Genomic DNA, 16,881 nt, shown 5'->3' on the forward strand with positions numbered 1-16,881 from the left:
AGAGAGCTTGGCCTAGCCTTACGGCTTATCCGGCACCGTCGTTTCCAGCTCTTGCAGCCAGGCGCTGGCATTGCCGTCCGACGGTGCGCGCCAGTCTCCGCGCGGGGACAGGCTGCCCCCCGCGCTGACCTTCGGCCCGTTCGGCATGGCCGAGCGCTTGAACTGGCTGAAGGCGAAGAAGCGTTGCAGAAAGACGCGCATCCAATGCTTGATCTCGGGCAGCGGATAGGCCGGCCGGCGGTCGTCCGGAAAGCCCGGCGGCCAGGCGCCGCGTGCCGCATCCTCCCAGGCCATCATCGCCAGGAACGCGATCTTGGAGGGGCGGAATCCGTAGCGCAGCACGTGAAACAGTGTGAAATCCTGCAAGGCATAGGGGCCGATCTTGGCTTCCGTGCTCTGCGGCTTTTCGCCCGGTTTAGCCGGCACCAGTTCCGGTGAAATTTCCGTGTCCAGAATGGCGGCAAGCGTCACCCCAACATCCTCCGGGAACTGGCCGGACTGGATGACCCAGCGGATGAGGTGTTGGATCAGCGTCTTCGGGATGCCGCCATTGACGTTGTAATGGGACATCTGGTCGCCGACGCCATAGGTGCACCAGCCCAAAGCGAGCTCCGACAGATCGCCGGTGCCGAGCACGATGGCACCCTGGTGATTGGCAAGGCGGAACAGATAGTCGGTGCGCAATCCCGCCTGTACATTCTCAAACGTGACGTCATAGACCGGTTCGCCCTGACCGAAGGGATGGCCCATATCGGCCAGCATCTGCGTCGCGGCCGGACGGATATCGAGTTCCTTCCAGGTGACGCCCAGACTGTCCATCAGGCGGATGGCATTGGTCTTGGTCTCGTCGCTGGTGGCGAAGCCCGGCATCGTATAGGCCAGGATATGGCTACGCGGCAGGTCCAGCCGGTCGACGGCGCGGGCGGCGACGATCAGCGCCTGTGTCGAATCGAGGCCGCCTGAGACACCGATGACGATCTTCGGCAGGCCGATGCCGCGCAGGCGCTGCACCAGACCCGAAATCTGGATGTTATAGGCCTCGTAGCAATCCTGGTGCAGGCGCGCGGCGTCGGCCGGCACAAAGGGAAAGCGCTGCAACGGGCGTTTCAAACCCAGATCGCGGTCGGGTGGCGCCAAGGTCAGCGCAATGCGCCGGAACTGTTCCGGCTCGACGCCGATGGCACGGCCGTTGTCCTCGAAACTGCCCATGCGCAGGCGTTCCTGGCGCAGCCGGTCAAGATCGACATCGGCCATCGCCCGCTGCGCGCCGAGCGGAAAGCGCTCGGTTTCGGCCAGGGTCTCGCCCATTTCGAAGATCGAGGCCTGACCGTCCCAGGCGAGATCGGTGGTCGATTCGCCGGCCCCGGCGGCGGCATAGAGATAGGCCGCGTGGCAGCGGGCGGATTGGCTGATGGACAGCTGCGTCCGCGTCTCGGCCTTGCCGATGGTGATATTGCTGGCCGAGAGATTGGCCAGAATCGTGGCCCCCGCCAGCGCGCCGTGAGAGCTGGGCGGCACCGGCACCCAGACGTCTTCGCAGATTTCCACATGCAGCACGAAGCCGGGCAAATCCTCGGCCGCGAAGATCAAATCCGGTCCGAAGGGAATTTCTTCCCCGCCCAGCGTGATGCTGCGGCCTTCCGTACCCATGCCGGAGGCGAAATGCCGCTTTTCGTAGAATTCGCGGTAATTCGGCAGATGGGTCTTGGGTACAACGCCCAGGATGCGGCCGCGATGGATGACGACGGCGGTGTTATAGAGCCGCGCGCCGTGGGCCAGCGGTGCGCCGACCAGCAGGATCGGCGTCAGGTCACGGCTGCCCTCCACGATCGTGGCAATCGCCTCATGCACGGCATCCAACAGCACGTCCTGCAACAGCAGGTCGTCGATGGCATAGGCCGAAACGGAAAGCTCCGGGAAGACGCAGAGAACTGCGCCATCATCGTGGCAGAGCTGGGCCTCGTCCAAAATCGCCCGCGCATTGGCGGCCGGGTCGCCCGGACGGCTCAGGATGGTGCAGGCAGCGACACGGGCGAAGCCGTGAGCGTAGAGCGAGCGGAATTCCATGACACCGACACTAGCAAGGTCCAGCCCGGCCGTTAACTGGCGCAGTGCTGCAGCGCAAACGCGTCAGCCAGCCTCTTCCAGCGCGCCCTGGGCTTCCAGCCAGGCTTCCTCGGCGGCTTCGATATCCCGCGCGATGGCGGCCAGCTTCTGCTGTCCGCGCGTAATCTCGGCCCCGCCATGCTTTTCGTAAAAGCCGGGGTCGGCGAGGATGCCTTCGATCTTCTCCTTATCCGCCGTCAGCTTGGCGATGCGCTTTTCCGCGTCCTGGGCGATTTTCCGCAAGGGAGCGAGGGCCGCGCGGGCTTCGGCGCGTTCTCGCCGGTCGTCCTGACGCGTGGGCGCGGTGTCCAGCTTCGCGGGACCGCCGGCAAGCCCGGCCAGGCGCTGCCGGTAATCGTCCATATCGCCGTCGAACTGCACGGCCGCACCATCGGCCACCAGCCACAGCCGGTCCGCCACCAACTCCACCAGATGCGGATCATGGGTGATGAGGACCACCGCGCCGGTGTAATCCGCCAGCGCCCGGATCAGCGCTTCCTTGGCGTCGATATCCAGATGGTTGGTCGGTTCGTCCAAAATCAGCAGATGCGGCGCATCGCGCGTGGCCAGCGCCAGGAGTAGGCGGCCTTTCTCGCCGCCCGAGAGTTCCGAGACCTTGGTATCGGCGCGGTCGGCGTCCAGCCCGAAGCGCGCCAGCTGGGCGCGCACTTGCGGCGGCAAAGCACGCGGCAGGGCGCGGGCCATATGATCGACCGGCGTTTCCGACGGGATCAGCGCTTCCGCCTGATCCTGGGCGAAATAGCCGACCTTCAGCCCGGCGGCGCGGCGCATCTCGCCTGCCAGCGGTTCCATCGAGCCCGCGATCAGCTTGGCGAGGGTGGACTTGCCGTTGCCATTGGCGCCCAGCAGCGCCACGCGGTCATCGGTATCCAGGCTGAGCGAGATATTGCGCAGGATGGGCTTGCCGCCATAGCCGATGGAGACGCGGTCCAGCGTCAGAATGGGCGGTGCGATGCGCGACGGATCGGGGAAGGAGAAGCGGGTCGGCGCGTCCTCGATGACGTTTTCCACGGGCGGCAGCCGTTCCAGCGCCTTCAACCGGCTTTGCGCCTGACGGGCCTTGGTGGCCTTGGCGCGGAACCGGTCCACGAAAGCCTGAATGCGGTCGCGCTCGGCCGATACCTTTTCGGCCATGCGCTTCTGCTGGGCGCTGCGTTCCGCCCGCAGGCGCAGGAATTCCGCGAAGCCGCCGGTGGTCAGCGTGATCTTGCCGCGATCGAGATGGGCGATGGCTTCGACCGAGCGATCCAGCAGCCCGCGATCATGCGAGACGATCAGCGCGGCGCCAGAGAATTTCGCGAGCCAGCCTTCCAGCCAAAGCGAGGCTTCGAGGTCGAGATGGTTGGTCGGTTCGTCCAGCAGCAGCAGGTCCGGATTGCCGAACAGCGCGGAGGCCAGCGCCACGCGCATCCGCCAGCCGCCCGAGAGCGCACTCATCGGTCCTTCCTGGCGTTCCAGACTGAAGCCGAGACCGCTGAGAATGGCGCCGGCGCGGGCCGGGGCGCTGTCGGATTCGATTGTCCGCAAACGTTCATGCACTTCCGCCAGGCGCAGAGCGTCGGTGTCCGGCGCTTCCGCCTCGGCCAGCAGGGCCGTGCGTTCCTTGTCGGCCGCCAGCACGACTTCGATGGGGGTGACGCTGCCACCCGGCGCTTCCTGCGCCACGGCGCCCATCTTGGCACGATTGGCGAGGCGGATATCGCCGCCGTCCACCGCCAGATCGCCGGAAATCGCCCGCATCAGCGTCGACTTGCCGGCGCCGTTGCGGCCGATCAGGCCGATGCGCCGTCCGGGATCGACGGTCAGGTCGGCATTCTCCAGCAGCGGGCGGCCTTTGATGGAGATCGAGAGATTGCGAATGGTCAGGAGGCTCATATCGGGTCATCTAGCGGCAAATGGCGGCAGAAGGAACGGCGTGGCTTGCAGGCCACAGGCTTAACCTCTAAACGCCCGCGCACAGACTTTGCTTACCCAGAAAAGAAAGACAGTCCCATGGCTATTGAGCGCACCTTCTCCATCCTGAAGCCCGACGCGACCCGCCGCAACCTGACCGGCGCCATCAACGCGGTCTTCGAGAAGAACGGCCTCTCCATCGTCGCCCAGAAGCGCGTTCAGCTGACCCAGGCGCAGGCCGAAGGCTTCTACGCCGTGCATAAGGAGCGTTCCTTCTTCGGCGAGCTGGTCAGCTTCATGATCTCCGGCCCGGTCGTGCTGCAGGTTCTGCAGGGCGAGAATGCGATGGCCAGGAATCGTGAACTGATGGGCGCGACCGACCCGAAGAAGGCCGATGCCGGCACCATCCGCGCCGAATTCGCCGAAAGCATCGAAGCGAATTCCGTGCATGGTTCGGACAGCCTCGAGAATGCGAAGACCGAGATTTCCTACTTCTTCGCCGAGACCGAAATCGTCGCGTAAGTTTCGACGTTTTTTGCGTCGCGGCTCTCTAAGTCGTCATGCCCGGGCTTGACCCGGGCATCCAGCCGGCCCCGGGCATAACGCTTGCTCGGAGTCTGGATCCCCGGGTCAAGCGCGGCTTGCCAAGCCCGGGGACGACGGCGTCAATTTTCAATCGATAGTGATCCGAACAGATCGTCCCATTCGGGATTGAGCTCTTCGATCAGCGCCAGCTTCCAATCACGCGGCCAGCGTTTCAGAGATTTCTCACGCTGTATGGCCCGCACAATCTCATCGTGCCGTTCAGCATAGACGAGCTTCGTGAGCTTGTGTCGCTGTGTGAATCCAGGCTTATCTTGCGATTTGTGCTGTTGGATGCGCGTGGCCAAGTGAGCGGTCACGCCAATATAGAGCGTGCCGTTCCGTTGATTGGTAACGATATAGACCCACGCAGCCATTGCAATACGATGCAGAAACGCAATGGAAAATGCGAGCGTTTTAGGCGTGCTATCCTTGCTCAGCCGCAGACGTCCCAGAAACTCAGACCATAAACAGACGTAACGCCTGGGTTCTGCTGGATGCCAGGGTCAAGCCCTGGCATGACAGAGTTTATGGTTTCGACTGCGGTGCTGCGAGAGACAGCGCAAACTGCCGGAGCGCCTCGGGATAGAGCTTATGTTCCTCCACCAGCACCCGTGCGGCGAGCGCGTCCGGCGTGTCGCCTCCCAGCACCGGCACCCGCGCCTGGGCGACGATGGGGCCTGCGTCCAGATCTTCCGTCACCACATGCACCGTGCAGCCGGCTTCGCTGACGCCAGCTTCGATGGCGCGTTCATGCGTGTGCAGCCCTTTGAAATCGGGCAGCAGGCTCGGGTGGATATTGAGCATCCGGCCGTCCCAGCGCGACACCAGATACGGCGTCAGCAGGCGCATATAGCCGGCCAGGCAGATGATCTCGACGCCGGCCGCCCGCAAAGCCGCGTCGATCTCAGCCTCATGACCCGCGCGGTCTTTGCCGAAGGGGCGATGATCGATCGCAACCGCCGCGATGCCGGCGGCGGTCGCCGTCGCCAACCCTCCGGCATCCGGGTTGTTCGACAGAACCAGCACGATCTCGGCCGGAAAATCCGGTGCGCGGGCGGCTTCGATCAACGACACCATATTCGAGCCACGGCCGCTGATGAACACGGCCGCGCGGCGACGGGCGGTCATTCTCAGACGGGCCAGCCGGCGGGAATGGCGATTTCGGTCCGCGCTTCGCCATCGGCCGCTTCGATCGCGCCGATTTCGAAGACCTGCTCGCCCTCGGCCTCCAGAATGGCGCGGGCTTCGGCGACCTTGTCAGCCGCGACGATGACGGTCATGCCGATGCCGCAGTTGAAGACGCGCAGCATCTCTTCCGGTGCGACGCCGCCGGCTTTGGCGAGCCAAGGGAAGACCGGCGGCAGGGCCCAGGCCCCGGCATCGATCCGCGCCAGCGTGCCTTCGGGCAGGGCGCGCGGCAGATTGCCCGGCAGGCCGCCACCCGTGATATGCGCCGCCGCTTTCAGCAGGCCCTTCTTGTGCAGAGCCAGCAGCGACAGAACATAAAGCTTCGTCGGCGCCATCAGCACTTCGGCCAGCGTGCCGCCGTCCGCGAAGGGGCAGGGGCCGTTCATATCGGCGCCGATCACGTCCACCACGCGGCGGACGAGGGAAAAACCGTTGGAATGCACGCCGGAACTGGCCAGGCCCAGCACCACGTCGCCCGGCGCTACGTCACGCGGCAGAAGGTTTTCACGCTCCGCCGCGCCAACCGTGAAGCCGGCCAGATCGTAATCGCCGGCCTGATACATGCCCGGCATCTCGGCCGTCTCACCGCCCACCAGCGCGCAGCCCGACAGGCGGCAGCCTTCGGCGATACCGGCAATGACGCGCTTCGCCGAGGCCACATCCAACGCGCCGGTCGCGAAATAATCGAGGAAGAACAGCGGCTCCGCGCCCTGCACCACGAGGTCGTTGACGCACATGGCGACGAGGTCGATGCCGACCGTGTCATGCAGACCGTGGTCGATGGCGATCTTCAGCTTGGTGCCGACGCCGTCGGTGGAGGAGATCAGAACGGGATCGCGGAAGCCGGCGGCCTTAAGGTCGAACAGCGCGCCGAAGCCGCCGAGGCCTCCCATGACGCCCGTGCGGTTGGTCGCCTTGGCCAGCGGCTTGATGGCGTCCACCAGCGCGTCGCCGGCTTCGATGTCGACGCCCGCGTCCGCGTAGGTCACGCCGTTGCCGGGATTTGCCGCTATGGTCATTCAGGCCCTCGATGCGCTAGGCGTTTGTGCTCGGGCAATGCCGCGACGGGCGGCGCGGTGCCGAACAATTCGGGAAAGTCGTGTGACGAGGCGCGGAAACAAACACAGCCGTCTTCGTGACGCAACCAAGGCTTTCCGCGCAAGCGCTATGGCGGGAACGCGTACCAGAGAGGGCAAGAGCCGATGACGCACCTGCCGCCGGCCGTGCCGCCGCGTTCCGCGCAGGAGGAACGGACCGCCCGCAACCAGCGCATTACCCTTGTAATCGGCCTGCTTCTGCTGCTGGCCCTGTTTTTTTACCTGTTTTCGGCCATCCTGCTGCCCTTCGTCGCCGCACTCGGCATCGCCTATTTCCTCGATCCCGTGGCGACCCGCATGGCCCGCGCCGGACTGCCGCGCTGGATGGCGGCGGTGCTGCTGGTTCTGGCCCTGATCGCAGGCGCGTTGACCTTCGTGCTGCTGCTCTATCCCATCATCCTGTCGCAGATCGGTCTGCTGCTACAGCGCGTGCCGGAATATGTGGTCGAGGTGCAGGCCTGGGCCAATGGCACGCTGTCGCATCTCCAGAAGCACCTCGGCGCCGATTTCGTGGACAGCAAGATCCGCGAAATCGTGGCGACCCATGCCGGGGCCATGATCCCCTTCGCGGTCGGCGCGCTCAGCCGGGTCATCGGCGGCGGATTCGCCATCGTCAATGCGCTGACGCTGATCGTGGTGACGCCGATCGCCGCCTTCTACCTGCTGCGCGACTGGCCGCGCCTCGTCACCAAGGCCGACGCCCTGCTGCCGCTGCGCTATGCCGGCATCATCCGGCTACAGGTGCTGGAAGTGGACCGCATCCTGTCGGCCTGGCTGCGCGGCCAATTGCTGTGCTGCCTCATGCTGGCTGCCTTCTATGCGCTGGGGCTCACCCTGGTCGGACTCGATCTCGGGCTGATCGTGGGCCTGACGGCCGGGCTGCTGTCCTTCATCCCCTATGTCGGCACCATCACCGGGGCAGTGACCTCCTTCGGCCTGGCGGTCGCGCAATTCCCGGACTGGAGCGGCGTCGTTCTGGTGATGGCGGTTTTCGTGCTGGGTCAGGTGCTGGAGGGCTATGTCATCTATCCCCGGCTGCTCGGCAATCGGGTGGAATTGCACGACGTTCTGGTGATTTTCGCCCTGCTGGCGGGCGGTGCCGCCTTCGGCTTCCTGGGCGTCCTGCTGGCCGTACCCGTGACGGCGGCGCTGGGCGTACTGGCGCGCTTCTGGATCAGGCGGTATCTGGTGAGCCCTCTGTATCTTGATCCGCCGCCCGGCGACGATAGGTTTAAGCCATGACCGCCGAGGGCGATGGTTCCACACGGCAGCTCGCTCTGCCCTTTGCCTATGTTCCGCGCTTCCGCGTGGAGGATTTCATTGCCGCCCCGTCCAACGAGGAGGCGCAGGCCTGGCTCGCGCGGACGGCGCATTGGCCGGCCGGGCGCCTCGCGCTCTACGGCGAGGCCGGCTGCGGCAAGACGCATCTGCTTCAGCTTTGGGCGGAACGGAACGGCGCGCTGCTGCTGGACGGCCCCTTGCTGCGCCGCCTGCCCGAGCTTGCCGGCTCGCCTGCCATCGCAATCGACGACGCCGATGCCGCGCCGGATGAGACGACGCTGCTGCATCTGATGAATCTGGCGGCCGAGATGCGCCGGCCGCTGCTGCTGGTCGGCCGTACGCCACCCGCCCGCTGGCGGGTGACCCTGCCGGATCTGGCCAGCCGCCTGCGCGCCATGACGGCGGTCGCCGTCAAGCCGGCGGAGGACCCGCTGCTGCGCGCGCTCCTGGCGCGGCTGCTGTCCGATCGGCAATTGGTACTGGGGGAAAGCCTACAGGACTGGCTGCTGGCCCGCCTGCCGCGCCATCCGGCGGCGCTTCGCGAGGCCGCCGCCCGGCTGGACCGTCAGGCCCTGGCGGCCGGCGGGCGCGTCACCCGCGCCATGGCGGCGTCCCTGGTGGAGACGATCGAGGAAAATGGCGCCGAGGAGGGATGTGACTTATCGAATAAGTCATTTCAGGAACACTCCCCAAACGATCGCGTTCTACTTTAGACTGTCATGATGACCCCTGATGACGCAGAGCTGAATGCCACCCTCGTTGCGGACGTGACGCCTGTCGCGCCTGAACCCGCGGAGGCGTCCGTGGCTGAGACGATCGCCCTCGACTCGCCGGACCGCTTCATCAACCGCGAATTGTCCTGGCTCGATTTCAATCATCGTGTCGTGGAAGAGGCGGAGAATCGCCACCACCCGCTGCTGGAGCGGCTGCGCTTCATCTCCATCAGCGGCTCCAATCTCGACGAATTCTATTCCGTGCGCGTGGCCGGCCTTGTCGGCCAGGCCAAGGCCGGCGTGGTCAAAACCTCGCCGGACGGGCTGACGCCGGCCCAGCAACTGGCGCAGATCAATACCCGCGCCCGGCGGCTGATCGCCGATCAGCAGCGCGCCTGGAACAAGGTGCGGGCGGAACTGGCGGTGGCCGGGCTGGTGGTCGCGGATATCGGCGCCCTGACGGATGCCGACCGCGCCTGGCTGGACGCCTTCTTCATGGATCGCATCTTTCCGGTGCTGACGCCGCTGGCGGTCGACCCCGCGCATCCTTTCCCCTTCATCCCGAATATGGGCCTGGTTCTGGCGCTGCTTCTGGTCTCGAACCACGACCGCCATGTCATGCGCGCGCTGATTCCGCTGCCGGGACAGGTGGAGCGGTTCATCCGCCTGCCGGCGACCGAGGCCGGCGGGCCGATTCGCTTCGTCATGCTGGAGCATGTGGTGGGGATGTTCCTGGAACATCTTTTCCCCGGCTATGCGCGGGAGGCTCATGGCCTGTTCCGCGTCATTCGCGACACCGATGTCGAATTCGAGGATGAGGCCGCCGATCTGGTTCTGTCCTATGAAACGGCGCTGAAGCGCCGCCGCCGGGGTGTGGCCATCAACCTCACGCTGCAAGCCTCGATGCCCGAGGAGCTGAAGCAGCTGGTGCGCGATGCCGTGGCCGCGCCGCCCGAGGAAGTCTTCGAGGAAGGGGGCATTCTCGGCACCGTCGACCTCAAGCAGTTGATCGTTGACGACCGTCCGGACCTGCTCTTCACGCCCTATACGCCGCGTTTTCCGGAGCGCATCCGCGATTTCGGCGGGGATTGCTTCGCCGCCATCCGCGCCAAGGACATCATCGTCCATCACCCGTTCGAAAGCTTCGACGTCGTGGTGCAGTTCCTGCGTCAGGCGGCACAGGACCCGGCGGTCGTCGCGGTCAAGCAGACGCTGTATCGCACCAGCAAGGACAGCCCGATCGTCAAGGCGCTGATCGAGGCGGCGGAGGCCGGTAAATCCGTTACCGCCATGGTGGAACTGCGCGCCCGTTTCGACGAGGAGGCGAATATCCGCCTGTCGCGCACGCTGGAAGCTGCCGGCGTGCAGGTCGTCTTCGGATTTACCGAGCTGAAGACCCACGCCAAGCTGTCACTGGTCGTGCGGCGCGAATCGGGCGGCGTACGGTCCTACGCACATTTCGGCACCGGCAATTACCACCCGATCACGGCCCGCATTTACACCGATCTCAGCTTCTTCACCTGCGATCCGGACCTGACGCGTGACGCGGCGCGGCTGTTCAACTTCATGACCGGCTATGCCAAGCCCGAGAAGATGGACGCCATCGCCTATAGTCCGCTCACCACGCGCAAGCGGCTGACGCATCTGATCCAGGATGAAATTCAGGCGGCGCGCGACGGCAAGCCAAGCGGCATCTGGCTCAAGGTCAATGCCCTGGTCGATGAGCGGATGATCGATCTGCTGTATGAGGCATCGGCCGCCGGTGTCTCGGTGAAATGCGTCGTGCGCGGCATCTGCTGCCTGCGGCCGGGCGTGCCGGGCCTGTCCGAGAATATCCGGGTGAAATCCATCGTCGGGCGCTTTTTGGAACATGCGCGCGTCATAGCCTTCGCCAATGGGCACGCACTGCCCAACCGGCATGCGCGGGTCTTCATCAGCAGTGCCGACTGGATGGCCCGCAATCTCGACATGCGGGTCGAAACCCTGGTGCCGATCCGCAACCCGACGGTTCATGCCCAGATCCTGGACCAGATCATGGTCGTCGATCTCAAGGACAATATGCAGTCCTGGGAATTGGGTCCGGACATGAGCTGGCGTCGTGTGCAAAGCGGCCGCAAGCCGATCTCCGCCCATAATTATTTCATGACCAATCCCTCGCTTTCGGGCCGGGGCTCTGCCCTCCATGGCCCCGCGCTGCTACAGCATGTCGGCCGCAAACCCCATGGCATGAGGGACTGACCACTGTCCTTACCCCGCTCCGCTGTCGTCGATCTGGGCTCGAATTCAGTCCGGCTCGTGGTCTTCGAGGGATTGTCCCGCAATCCCGTCACCATCTTCAACGAGAAGGCGGTGCTGCGGCTCGGCCGTGGCTTGCAGCAGACCGGACGGCTGAATGAGGAAGGCGTCCAGCAGGCGCTGATGGTGATGAACCGCTACCATGCGGTGGCGCGCGCCATGGGCGCCAATCCCTTCGAAGTGCTGGCGACGGCGGCCGTGCGCGATGCCTCCAACGGCCCGGAATTCGTGGCAGGGCTGCAATCCATCATGCCCGGCGTGCCGATCCGCATCCTGTCGGGTAAGGAGGAGGCGTCCTATTCCGCCGCCGGCGTGCTCTGCGGCATTCCGACCGCCGAAGGCATTCTGCTCGATATCGGCGGCGGCTCGCTGGAAGCCGTCAAACTGGTCGGTGGCCGCGCCGTGGAAAGCGAGACGATGCGGCTGGGGGTTATCCGCCTGGCTGACCGTGCCGCCGGCGACCTGACGCGGGCGCGCATCATCGTCGAGGAAGATACCGCGCGGGTTCCCTGGCTGGGGGATGGCGCCGGACAGGATCTTTATCTGGTCGGCGGCGCCTTCCGCGCGCTGGCGCGCATCCACATGACGCAGACGAGCTACCCGCTCAATATGCTGCACCACTACACCATTGCCCGTGACGAGGCGCGCGACCTGGCGGGCGTCGTCGCCGGCGCCAGCCGCCGCGCGCTGGAACGTCTGCCCGGTCTGCCGCGCCGCCGCATCGATGATCTGCCCTTCGCCGCCGTTGTGCTGCGGCGGCTGCTGCGCGTGACCGGCGCGTCCCGCGTCGTCTTCAGCGCCAATGGCCTGCGCGAAGGCTGGCTGATGCATATCCTGCCGCCCGACGTGCGTGCGGCCGAGCCGATCACCGCCGCCGCCCGCGACATGGCGACGCTTTTCAGCCGCGACCCGCGCCTGGCCCCCGCTCTGATCGCCTGGACGGCGCCGCTGATGGTAGGCGAAAGCCCGGAACAGCGGCTGCTGCGCGAGGCGGCCTGCTGGTTCTCGGACATCGCCAGCCACGATCATCCCGAATATCGGGCCGAGCAGGGCTTTTTGCGCGTATTGCGCCAGCCCGGCATCGCGATCGACCATCATGCCCGCGCCTATCTGGCTCTCGCCATCGCCATGCGCTACGAGGCCGAGCCCGATGCGCCCTTCCTGGCGCCCGCGCGCATGCTGCTGGATATGACCTCGGTCCAGCAGGCCGAAGTGCTGGGGGCCGCTTTGCAGTTGGCCTATACGCTGTCGGGCGGCACGCCCGATCTGCTGGCCAGCACGGAACTGATCATCGACAGCGGCAAGCTGATCCTCAACCTCCGCGAAGATGCCGGCGTCTTCGCGGGCGAAAGCATCATTCGCAAACTCGGCCGGCTGGCGGCCGTGCTGGGGCTCGATCCCTATTCCGGGACCGAACGGGTGCATAGCGACGCCGCCTGACGGAGACTGGGGTGATGTCTCTGCTTGACGATCTGCGCGCGGCCTTGGGCGATCGTGCGGTCCTGACCGATCCGGCTGAGACCGCCGGCTATTCCAGCGACTGGCGGCGCCTTTATTCCGGGCTGCCGCTCGCGGTCATCCGGCCGAGCAGCACGGATCAGGTCGTGCGCGCCGTGACGCTCTGCGCCAAGGCTGGCGTGGCGATTATCCCGCAGGGTGGCAATACCTCCATGGTCGGCGGGGCGGTGCCTTCGGTGGACGGAACCGAGATCGTGCTCAGCCTGGAGCGCTTGCGCGCCTTGCGGGCGATCGACCCGGTTGACCTCACCATGACGGTCGAGGCCGGGGTGACCTTGGCGGCAGCCCAAGCCATGGCGGCCGAGCAAGGGATGCTGCTGCCGCTGTCCATCAGTTCCGAGGGCAGCGCCCAGATCGGCGGCGTGCTGGCAACCAATGCCGGCGGCAATAACACGCTCCGCTTCGGCAATGCCCGCGACCTCGTCCTAGGCCTGGAAGTGGTGCTGGCGGATGGGCAGGTCTGGCACGGCCTGCGGCATCTTCATAAGGACAATACCGGCTACGCCCTGCGGCAGGTCTTCGTTGGCTCGGAAGGCACGCTCGGCATCATCACCGCCGCCGTGCTGCGGTTGCAGCCCGGAGTGACGGCGCGGGCCAGTGCCTTCTGCGCCTTACCCTCCGTCGAACAGGCACTGGCCTTGCTGGCGCGCCTGCGCGCGCGGGATGCCGGTGCGCTGCATGCCTTCGAATATATGAGCGGCGGCTCGGTCGATCTGGTTCTGGCGCATATCGAGGGCGTTGCGCGGCCGGTCGAAGCGGCGGCGCATTATGTCCTGGTCGATTGCGCGGCCAGCGGTCCTGAGGGGGCGGCGCAGGCGTTGCAGGATAGGCTGGAAGATGTTCTGGGCGCGGCCCTGGAAGCGGGCGAATTGACGGACGCGGCTCTGGCTCAGAACGAAGCGCAGCGTCTGGCTTTCTGGAAGATACGAGAAGAACATGCGGAAGCGCAGAAGCGCGCCGGCGCCTCGATCAAGAACGATATTTCGGTGCCGCTGGCGGCTTTGCCGGAGCTGATGGACGCGGCGGCGGCGGCCTGCCGCGCTCTGGTGCCGGGCATCCGCATCGCGCCTTTCGGCCATCTGGGCGACGGCAATATCCACTTCAATCTCGTGCAGCCGACAGGTGCGGGCGGCGCGGCCTTTCTGGCGCAGTCCGAGCCTTTGATGGAAGCGGTCGGGGAGGTCGTGCGGCGGCTGTCCGGCAGCTTTTCGGCCGAACACGGCGTCGGCCGGCTGAAAACCGGCATGATGCAAAGCTGGCGCGGCGGGGTGGAGTTGGATCTGATGCGGCGGATCAAGTCAGCGCTTGATCCCGCGGGCCGGCTCAATCCGCGCGTGATTTTTCCAGCGAAAAACGCGGAAGACGCGGCGGGTTAACGCTCGGCGAGTTCGCGGCTCCGCGCACCCGACGGGTGCACGGGGGCGCAGGGGCGGCCGTAATGATTCATGGCGATGCAGGCGGCGCGGGCATGCGCTTCGCTGACCGACGCGATCCAGGCATGATAGCCTGGGTGCTTCGTCTTGCCACGGGCGATGGCGAGATGCACGACGCCGCCACGCGCTTCGCGCTGGCCGATGCGCAGTGCCTTATAGGCCGCCGCCTTGCTGTTATAGCTGCCGAGATCGAGGCTCCAGTCGCTGCGGCCGCCATAACCGCCATTGGCGGCAACGGCGCGCGGGTTGCTGGTCGCGACCGGTGCGGTTGCGGGCACGACCGGCCCCTGATCCTGTGCCTGGCGGGCAGCCTGCGTTGCCTGAAGCGCCGCCATCTTGGCGCTGCCGCCCAGTTCCTGAGCGAAGCCCTGATCCAGCATCGCGGCCATGGTGCGGTCGCGCGCGTAATTGGACGGGGCTGCCATGATGACGCCGATCAGACGGACGCCGCCGCGCACGGCGCTGGTGACGAGGTTATGGCCGGCGGCATTGGTATAGCCGGTCTTCATGCCGTCAGCGCCGGGATAGGATTTCAGGAGATGGTCGTGATTGAAGATCACGCGGCCATGGAACAGGAAGCTCGCGGTCGAGAAAAAGTGATAGTCGTCCGGGAAATCGATGATCAGACGCCGGGCGAGGATCGACAGGTCATGCGCCGTCGTCACCTGATTGGGGTTGGGCAGGCCCGAGGCATTGCGGAACACCGTGTCGTTCATGCCGAGCGTATGCGCCTTCAGCGTCATCAGCGCGGCGAATCGGGTTTCGTCGCCCCCGGCCAGAAACTCGCCCGCGATGGTCGCGGCATCATTGGCCGACAGCGTCACCATGCCGAGGATCGCTTCCTGCACCGTGATGCGCGAGCCGGGCAGGGCGCCGAGCTTGACCGGCTCGACCGAAGCGGCGTGGACGGAGACGGGCATCATCTGATCGAAGGTGATGCGGTGATCGCGCAGGGCCTCGAACAGCAGATACAGGGTCATGAGTTTGGTCAGGCTGGCGGGGTAGCGGGGCTCGTTCGCATTCTGGGCGTAAAGCTGCTGGCCGGTGCGCGCGTCGATCAGGATGGCGCTCATCGGCGGCAGCCCCTGGGCACGCGCAGGGACGATGCCAGCGGCAAGCATGGCCAAGCTGCAACCCAACAAGACAACCCTTGCTAGGCGAGCCTTCAAAAACCCTTGCTTGCGATTCATACGCGCTTCCTGCCGCTATCCAGCGATACCGCCACCACTCGGTATCAAGCCTCTGCTTTGGCTGAGTTCTGTCGGAATTGCAAATAGTTAGACGATGAATCTGAGATGACGCACGATCCGCCGTAACATTTGTTCCGACTAAGAATTGTTGTGCAGCGCACAAAAGCCTTGAACCCTGACAGGAGCAGGTCTAAATGGAAAATGCTGCAACGCAACACGGGCAATTTCCGGTGTCCAAGGGCCATCAAGGTCTTGTTCGGGAAAAAGCCGAGGGAGTGTCGAGCATGGCCAGACGATCAACCGCCGCGAATGCGATCACGGCAGAGGCGGGTGACCCTGTGCAGGAGACGGTTCAGGCCGTGACGGAAGCCTTGCCTGATGAGGCAGAGGCCGCGGCATCAGATGTGGCGGCCGTAGCGTCCGAGACTGCCGAGGAAACGCGGCAGGCTGTGGACGAGGCCGTGAAACAGGTCATGGATGCCGCCAAAGACAGTGCGGCCGAAATCTCCTCGCATGTCGAGGATACGAAGCTGAAGTTCAATCAAGGGATGACGAATACCATGAAGACGGCCGAGGAAATGCTGGCTTTCAGCCAGGGCAATGTCGAAGCTTTCATCAAGTCCGGTCAGATCTGGTCCGCCGGTCTGCAGGACATCTCCAAGCAGATGGCCAGCTCCGCCCAGTCTTCCTATGAGGAGGCCATGGCCGCCTTCAAGGCGCTGACGAGCGTGAAGTCCCTCAAGGAAGCGGTTGACCTCCAGGTCGGTCTCGCCCGCTCCGCGATGGAAAAGAGCGTCGCCGAATCCAACAAATATACCGATGCCTCTTTCAAACTGGCAGAGCAGGCGATTGCGCCGATCTCCGGCCGTATGACGATGGCCGCCGAAAAGTTCGGCAAGACGGTCTGATACGCCGGCTCTTTTGCCGGAATTGCGTCGGACAAAAGGGGTTCGGACATGATGTCCGGACCCCTTTTGTATTGGCAGGAAGGTCAGCGAGCCCCGCTTCGCTTGCAGGGCTGGCGAAACGCAACCCCTGATGGTCTTCAAAACCCTGTGGCGCGCAACAATGTCCCTCTTTTCCGACGGCGCATCATGCTTCTATGGTTCTTGAACGAACCTGACCTGCCTGTGACGGCGGGTCGGCATACTTGGTGACGCGCGGTCGCGGCAGTAGGGTTCGTATTAGATTATGAAGGATTGGCGAAGGCGCGATGAGCGATAGCGACAGGCGCAATGGCGGACGGGACGGTCCCGGCACGGGGGTAGTGGTTAAAAGCCGCACCAAGACCCGCAAGCCGGCCATGTACAAAGTTCTGATGCTGAATGACGATTACACGCCCATGGAATTCGTGGTGCACGTGCTGGAGCGGTTCTTTCAAAAGACCCGCGACGAGGCGACTCGGATCATGCTGCATGTTCACAGGCGGGGTGTCGGCGTTTGCGGCGTCTTCACCTATGAAGTCGCCGAGACCAAGGTGACGCAGGTCATGGACCTGGCGCGGCAGAATCAGCACCCGCTCCAATGCACCATCGAAAAAGAGTGACTCTGAGCAAAAGTT

Annotated in this window: 14 protein-coding genes; 8 read left to right on the forward strand and 6 right to left on the reverse strand. The window is 65.0% G+C overall.

Going from position 1 to position 16,881, the window contains the following annotated elements:
• Window positions 1-18 precede the first annotated feature (18 nt).
• Together ASILVAE211_RS01230 and ASILVAE211_RS01235 are read right to left on the reverse strand one after the other, a co-directional pair.
• A complete protein-coding gene (locus ASILVAE211_RS01230; protein WP_227319467.1) occupies window positions 19-2,067 on the reverse strand; it encodes an NAD(+) synthase in 2,049 nt (682 codons plus the stop codon).
• Between the two features lie 63 nt (window positions 2,068-2,130).
• Entirely contained in the window at window positions 2,131-4,002 is a 1,872-nt protein-coding gene (locus ASILVAE211_RS01235) for an ABC-F family ATP-binding cassette domain-containing protein (protein ID WP_227319468.1), read from the reverse strand.
• 117 nt (window positions 4,003-4,119) lie between these two features.
• Between ASILVAE211_RS01235 and ndk the strand changes: the two genes are divergently transcribed.
• Window positions 4,120-4,542 carry a nucleoside-diphosphate kinase gene (gene ndk / locus ASILVAE211_RS01240; RefSeq protein WP_227319469.1) on the forward strand — a complete coding sequence of 141 codons (423 nt, stop codon included), beginning with the start codon at window positions 4,120-4,122 and terminating at the stop codon, window positions 4,540-4,542.
• A 143-nt stretch (window positions 4,543-4,685) separates the two neighbouring features.
• Here ndk and ASILVAE211_RS01245 read toward each other — a convergent pair whose 3' ends face one another.
• The 3 genes from ASILVAE211_RS01245 to purM all read right to left on the reverse strand — a co-directional run bounded on the left by ASILVAE211_RS01245 (window position 4,686) and on the right by purM (window position 6,812).
• On the reverse strand, window positions 4,686-4,979 hold the full coding sequence (locus tag ASILVAE211_RS01245) for a GIY-YIG nuclease family protein (protein ID WP_227319470.1): 294 nt from the start codon (window positions 4,977-4,979) through the stop codon (window positions 4,686-4,688).
• A 151-nt stretch (window positions 4,980-5,130) separates the two neighbouring features.
• Entirely contained in the window at window positions 5,131-5,733 is a 603-nt protein-coding gene (gene purN / locus ASILVAE211_RS01250; RefSeq protein WP_227319471.1) for a phosphoribosylglycinamide formyltransferase, read from the reverse strand.
• 2 nt (window positions 5,734-5,735) lie between these two features.
• Entirely contained in the window at window positions 5,736-6,812 is a 1,077-nt protein-coding gene (gene purM / locus ASILVAE211_RS01255; RefSeq protein ID WP_227319472.1) for a phosphoribosylformylglycinamidine cyclo-ligase, read from the reverse strand.
• A 183-nt stretch (window positions 6,813-6,995) separates the two neighbouring features.
• On the opposite strand from purM, the gene ASILVAE211_RS01260 reads away from it, so the two are divergent.
• Genes ASILVAE211_RS01260 through ASILVAE211_RS01280 form a run of 5 tightly spaced genes read left to right on the forward strand, consistent with a single transcriptional unit; the run spans window position 6,996 to window position 14,073 of the window.
• Complete coding sequence (locus ASILVAE211_RS01260; protein ID WP_227319473.1) at window positions 6,996-8,132, forward strand: AI-2E family transporter; 1,137 nt, start codon at window positions 6,996-6,998, stop codon at window positions 8,130-8,132.
• Window positions 8,129-8,884, forward strand: a complete 756-nt coding sequence (locus ASILVAE211_RS01265) for a DnaA ATPase domain-containing protein (protein WP_227319474.1) — start codon at window positions 8,129-8,131, stop codon at window positions 8,882-8,884. The genes ASILVAE211_RS01260 and ASILVAE211_RS01265 overlap by 4 nt, the downstream gene beginning before the upstream one ends.
• A 9-nt stretch (window positions 8,885-8,893) precedes the next feature.
• Window positions 8,894-11,122 carry an RNA degradosome polyphosphate kinase gene (locus ASILVAE211_RS01270; protein ID WP_227319475.1) on the forward strand — a complete coding sequence of 743 codons (2,229 nt, stop codon included), beginning with the start codon at window positions 8,894-8,896 and terminating at the stop codon, window positions 11,120-11,122.
• Window positions 11,123-11,179: 57 nt separating this feature from the next.
• Window positions 11,180-12,619, forward strand: a complete 1,440-nt coding sequence (locus ASILVAE211_RS01275; protein WP_227319476.1) for a Ppx/GppA phosphatase family protein — start codon at window positions 11,180-11,182, stop codon at window positions 12,617-12,619.
• Window positions 12,620-12,633: 14 nt separating this feature from the next.
• Window positions 12,634-14,073, forward strand: a complete 1,440-nt coding sequence (locus ASILVAE211_RS01280) for an FAD-binding oxidoreductase (protein WP_227319477.1) — start codon at window positions 12,634-12,636, stop codon at window positions 14,071-14,073.
• Here the strand turns inward: ASILVAE211_RS01280 and ASILVAE211_RS01285 are convergent.
• The gene (locus ASILVAE211_RS01285; RefSeq protein ID WP_227320101.1) at window positions 14,070-15,251 is read right to left on the reverse strand and encodes a D-alanyl-D-alanine carboxypeptidase family protein; all 1,182 of its coding nucleotides are present in this window, start codon (window positions 15,249-15,251) and stop codon (window positions 14,070-14,072) included. The genes ASILVAE211_RS01280 and ASILVAE211_RS01285 overlap by 4 nt on opposite strands.
• Window positions 15,252-15,604: 353 nt before the next feature.
• Between ASILVAE211_RS01285 and ASILVAE211_RS01290 the strand changes: the two genes are divergently transcribed.
• Together ASILVAE211_RS01290 and clpS are read left to right on the forward strand one after the other, a co-directional pair.
• On the forward strand, window positions 15,605-16,228 hold the full coding sequence (locus tag ASILVAE211_RS01290) for a phasin family protein (protein ID WP_227319478.1): 624 nt from the start codon (window positions 15,605-15,607) through the stop codon (window positions 16,226-16,228).
• Between the two features lie 305 nt (window positions 16,229-16,533).
• On the forward strand, window positions 16,534-16,866 hold the full coding sequence (gene clpS / locus ASILVAE211_RS01295; RefSeq protein WP_227305784.1) for an ATP-dependent Clp protease adapter ClpS: 333 nt from the start codon (window positions 16,534-16,536) through the stop codon (window positions 16,864-16,866).
• Window positions 16,867-16,881 lie beyond the last annotated feature (15 nt).

Source organism: Acidisoma silvae (assembly GCF_020618775.1).
Taxonomy (GTDB): domain Bacteria; phylum Pseudomonadota; class Alphaproteobacteria; order Acetobacterales; family Acetobacteraceae; genus Acidisoma; species Acidisoma silvae.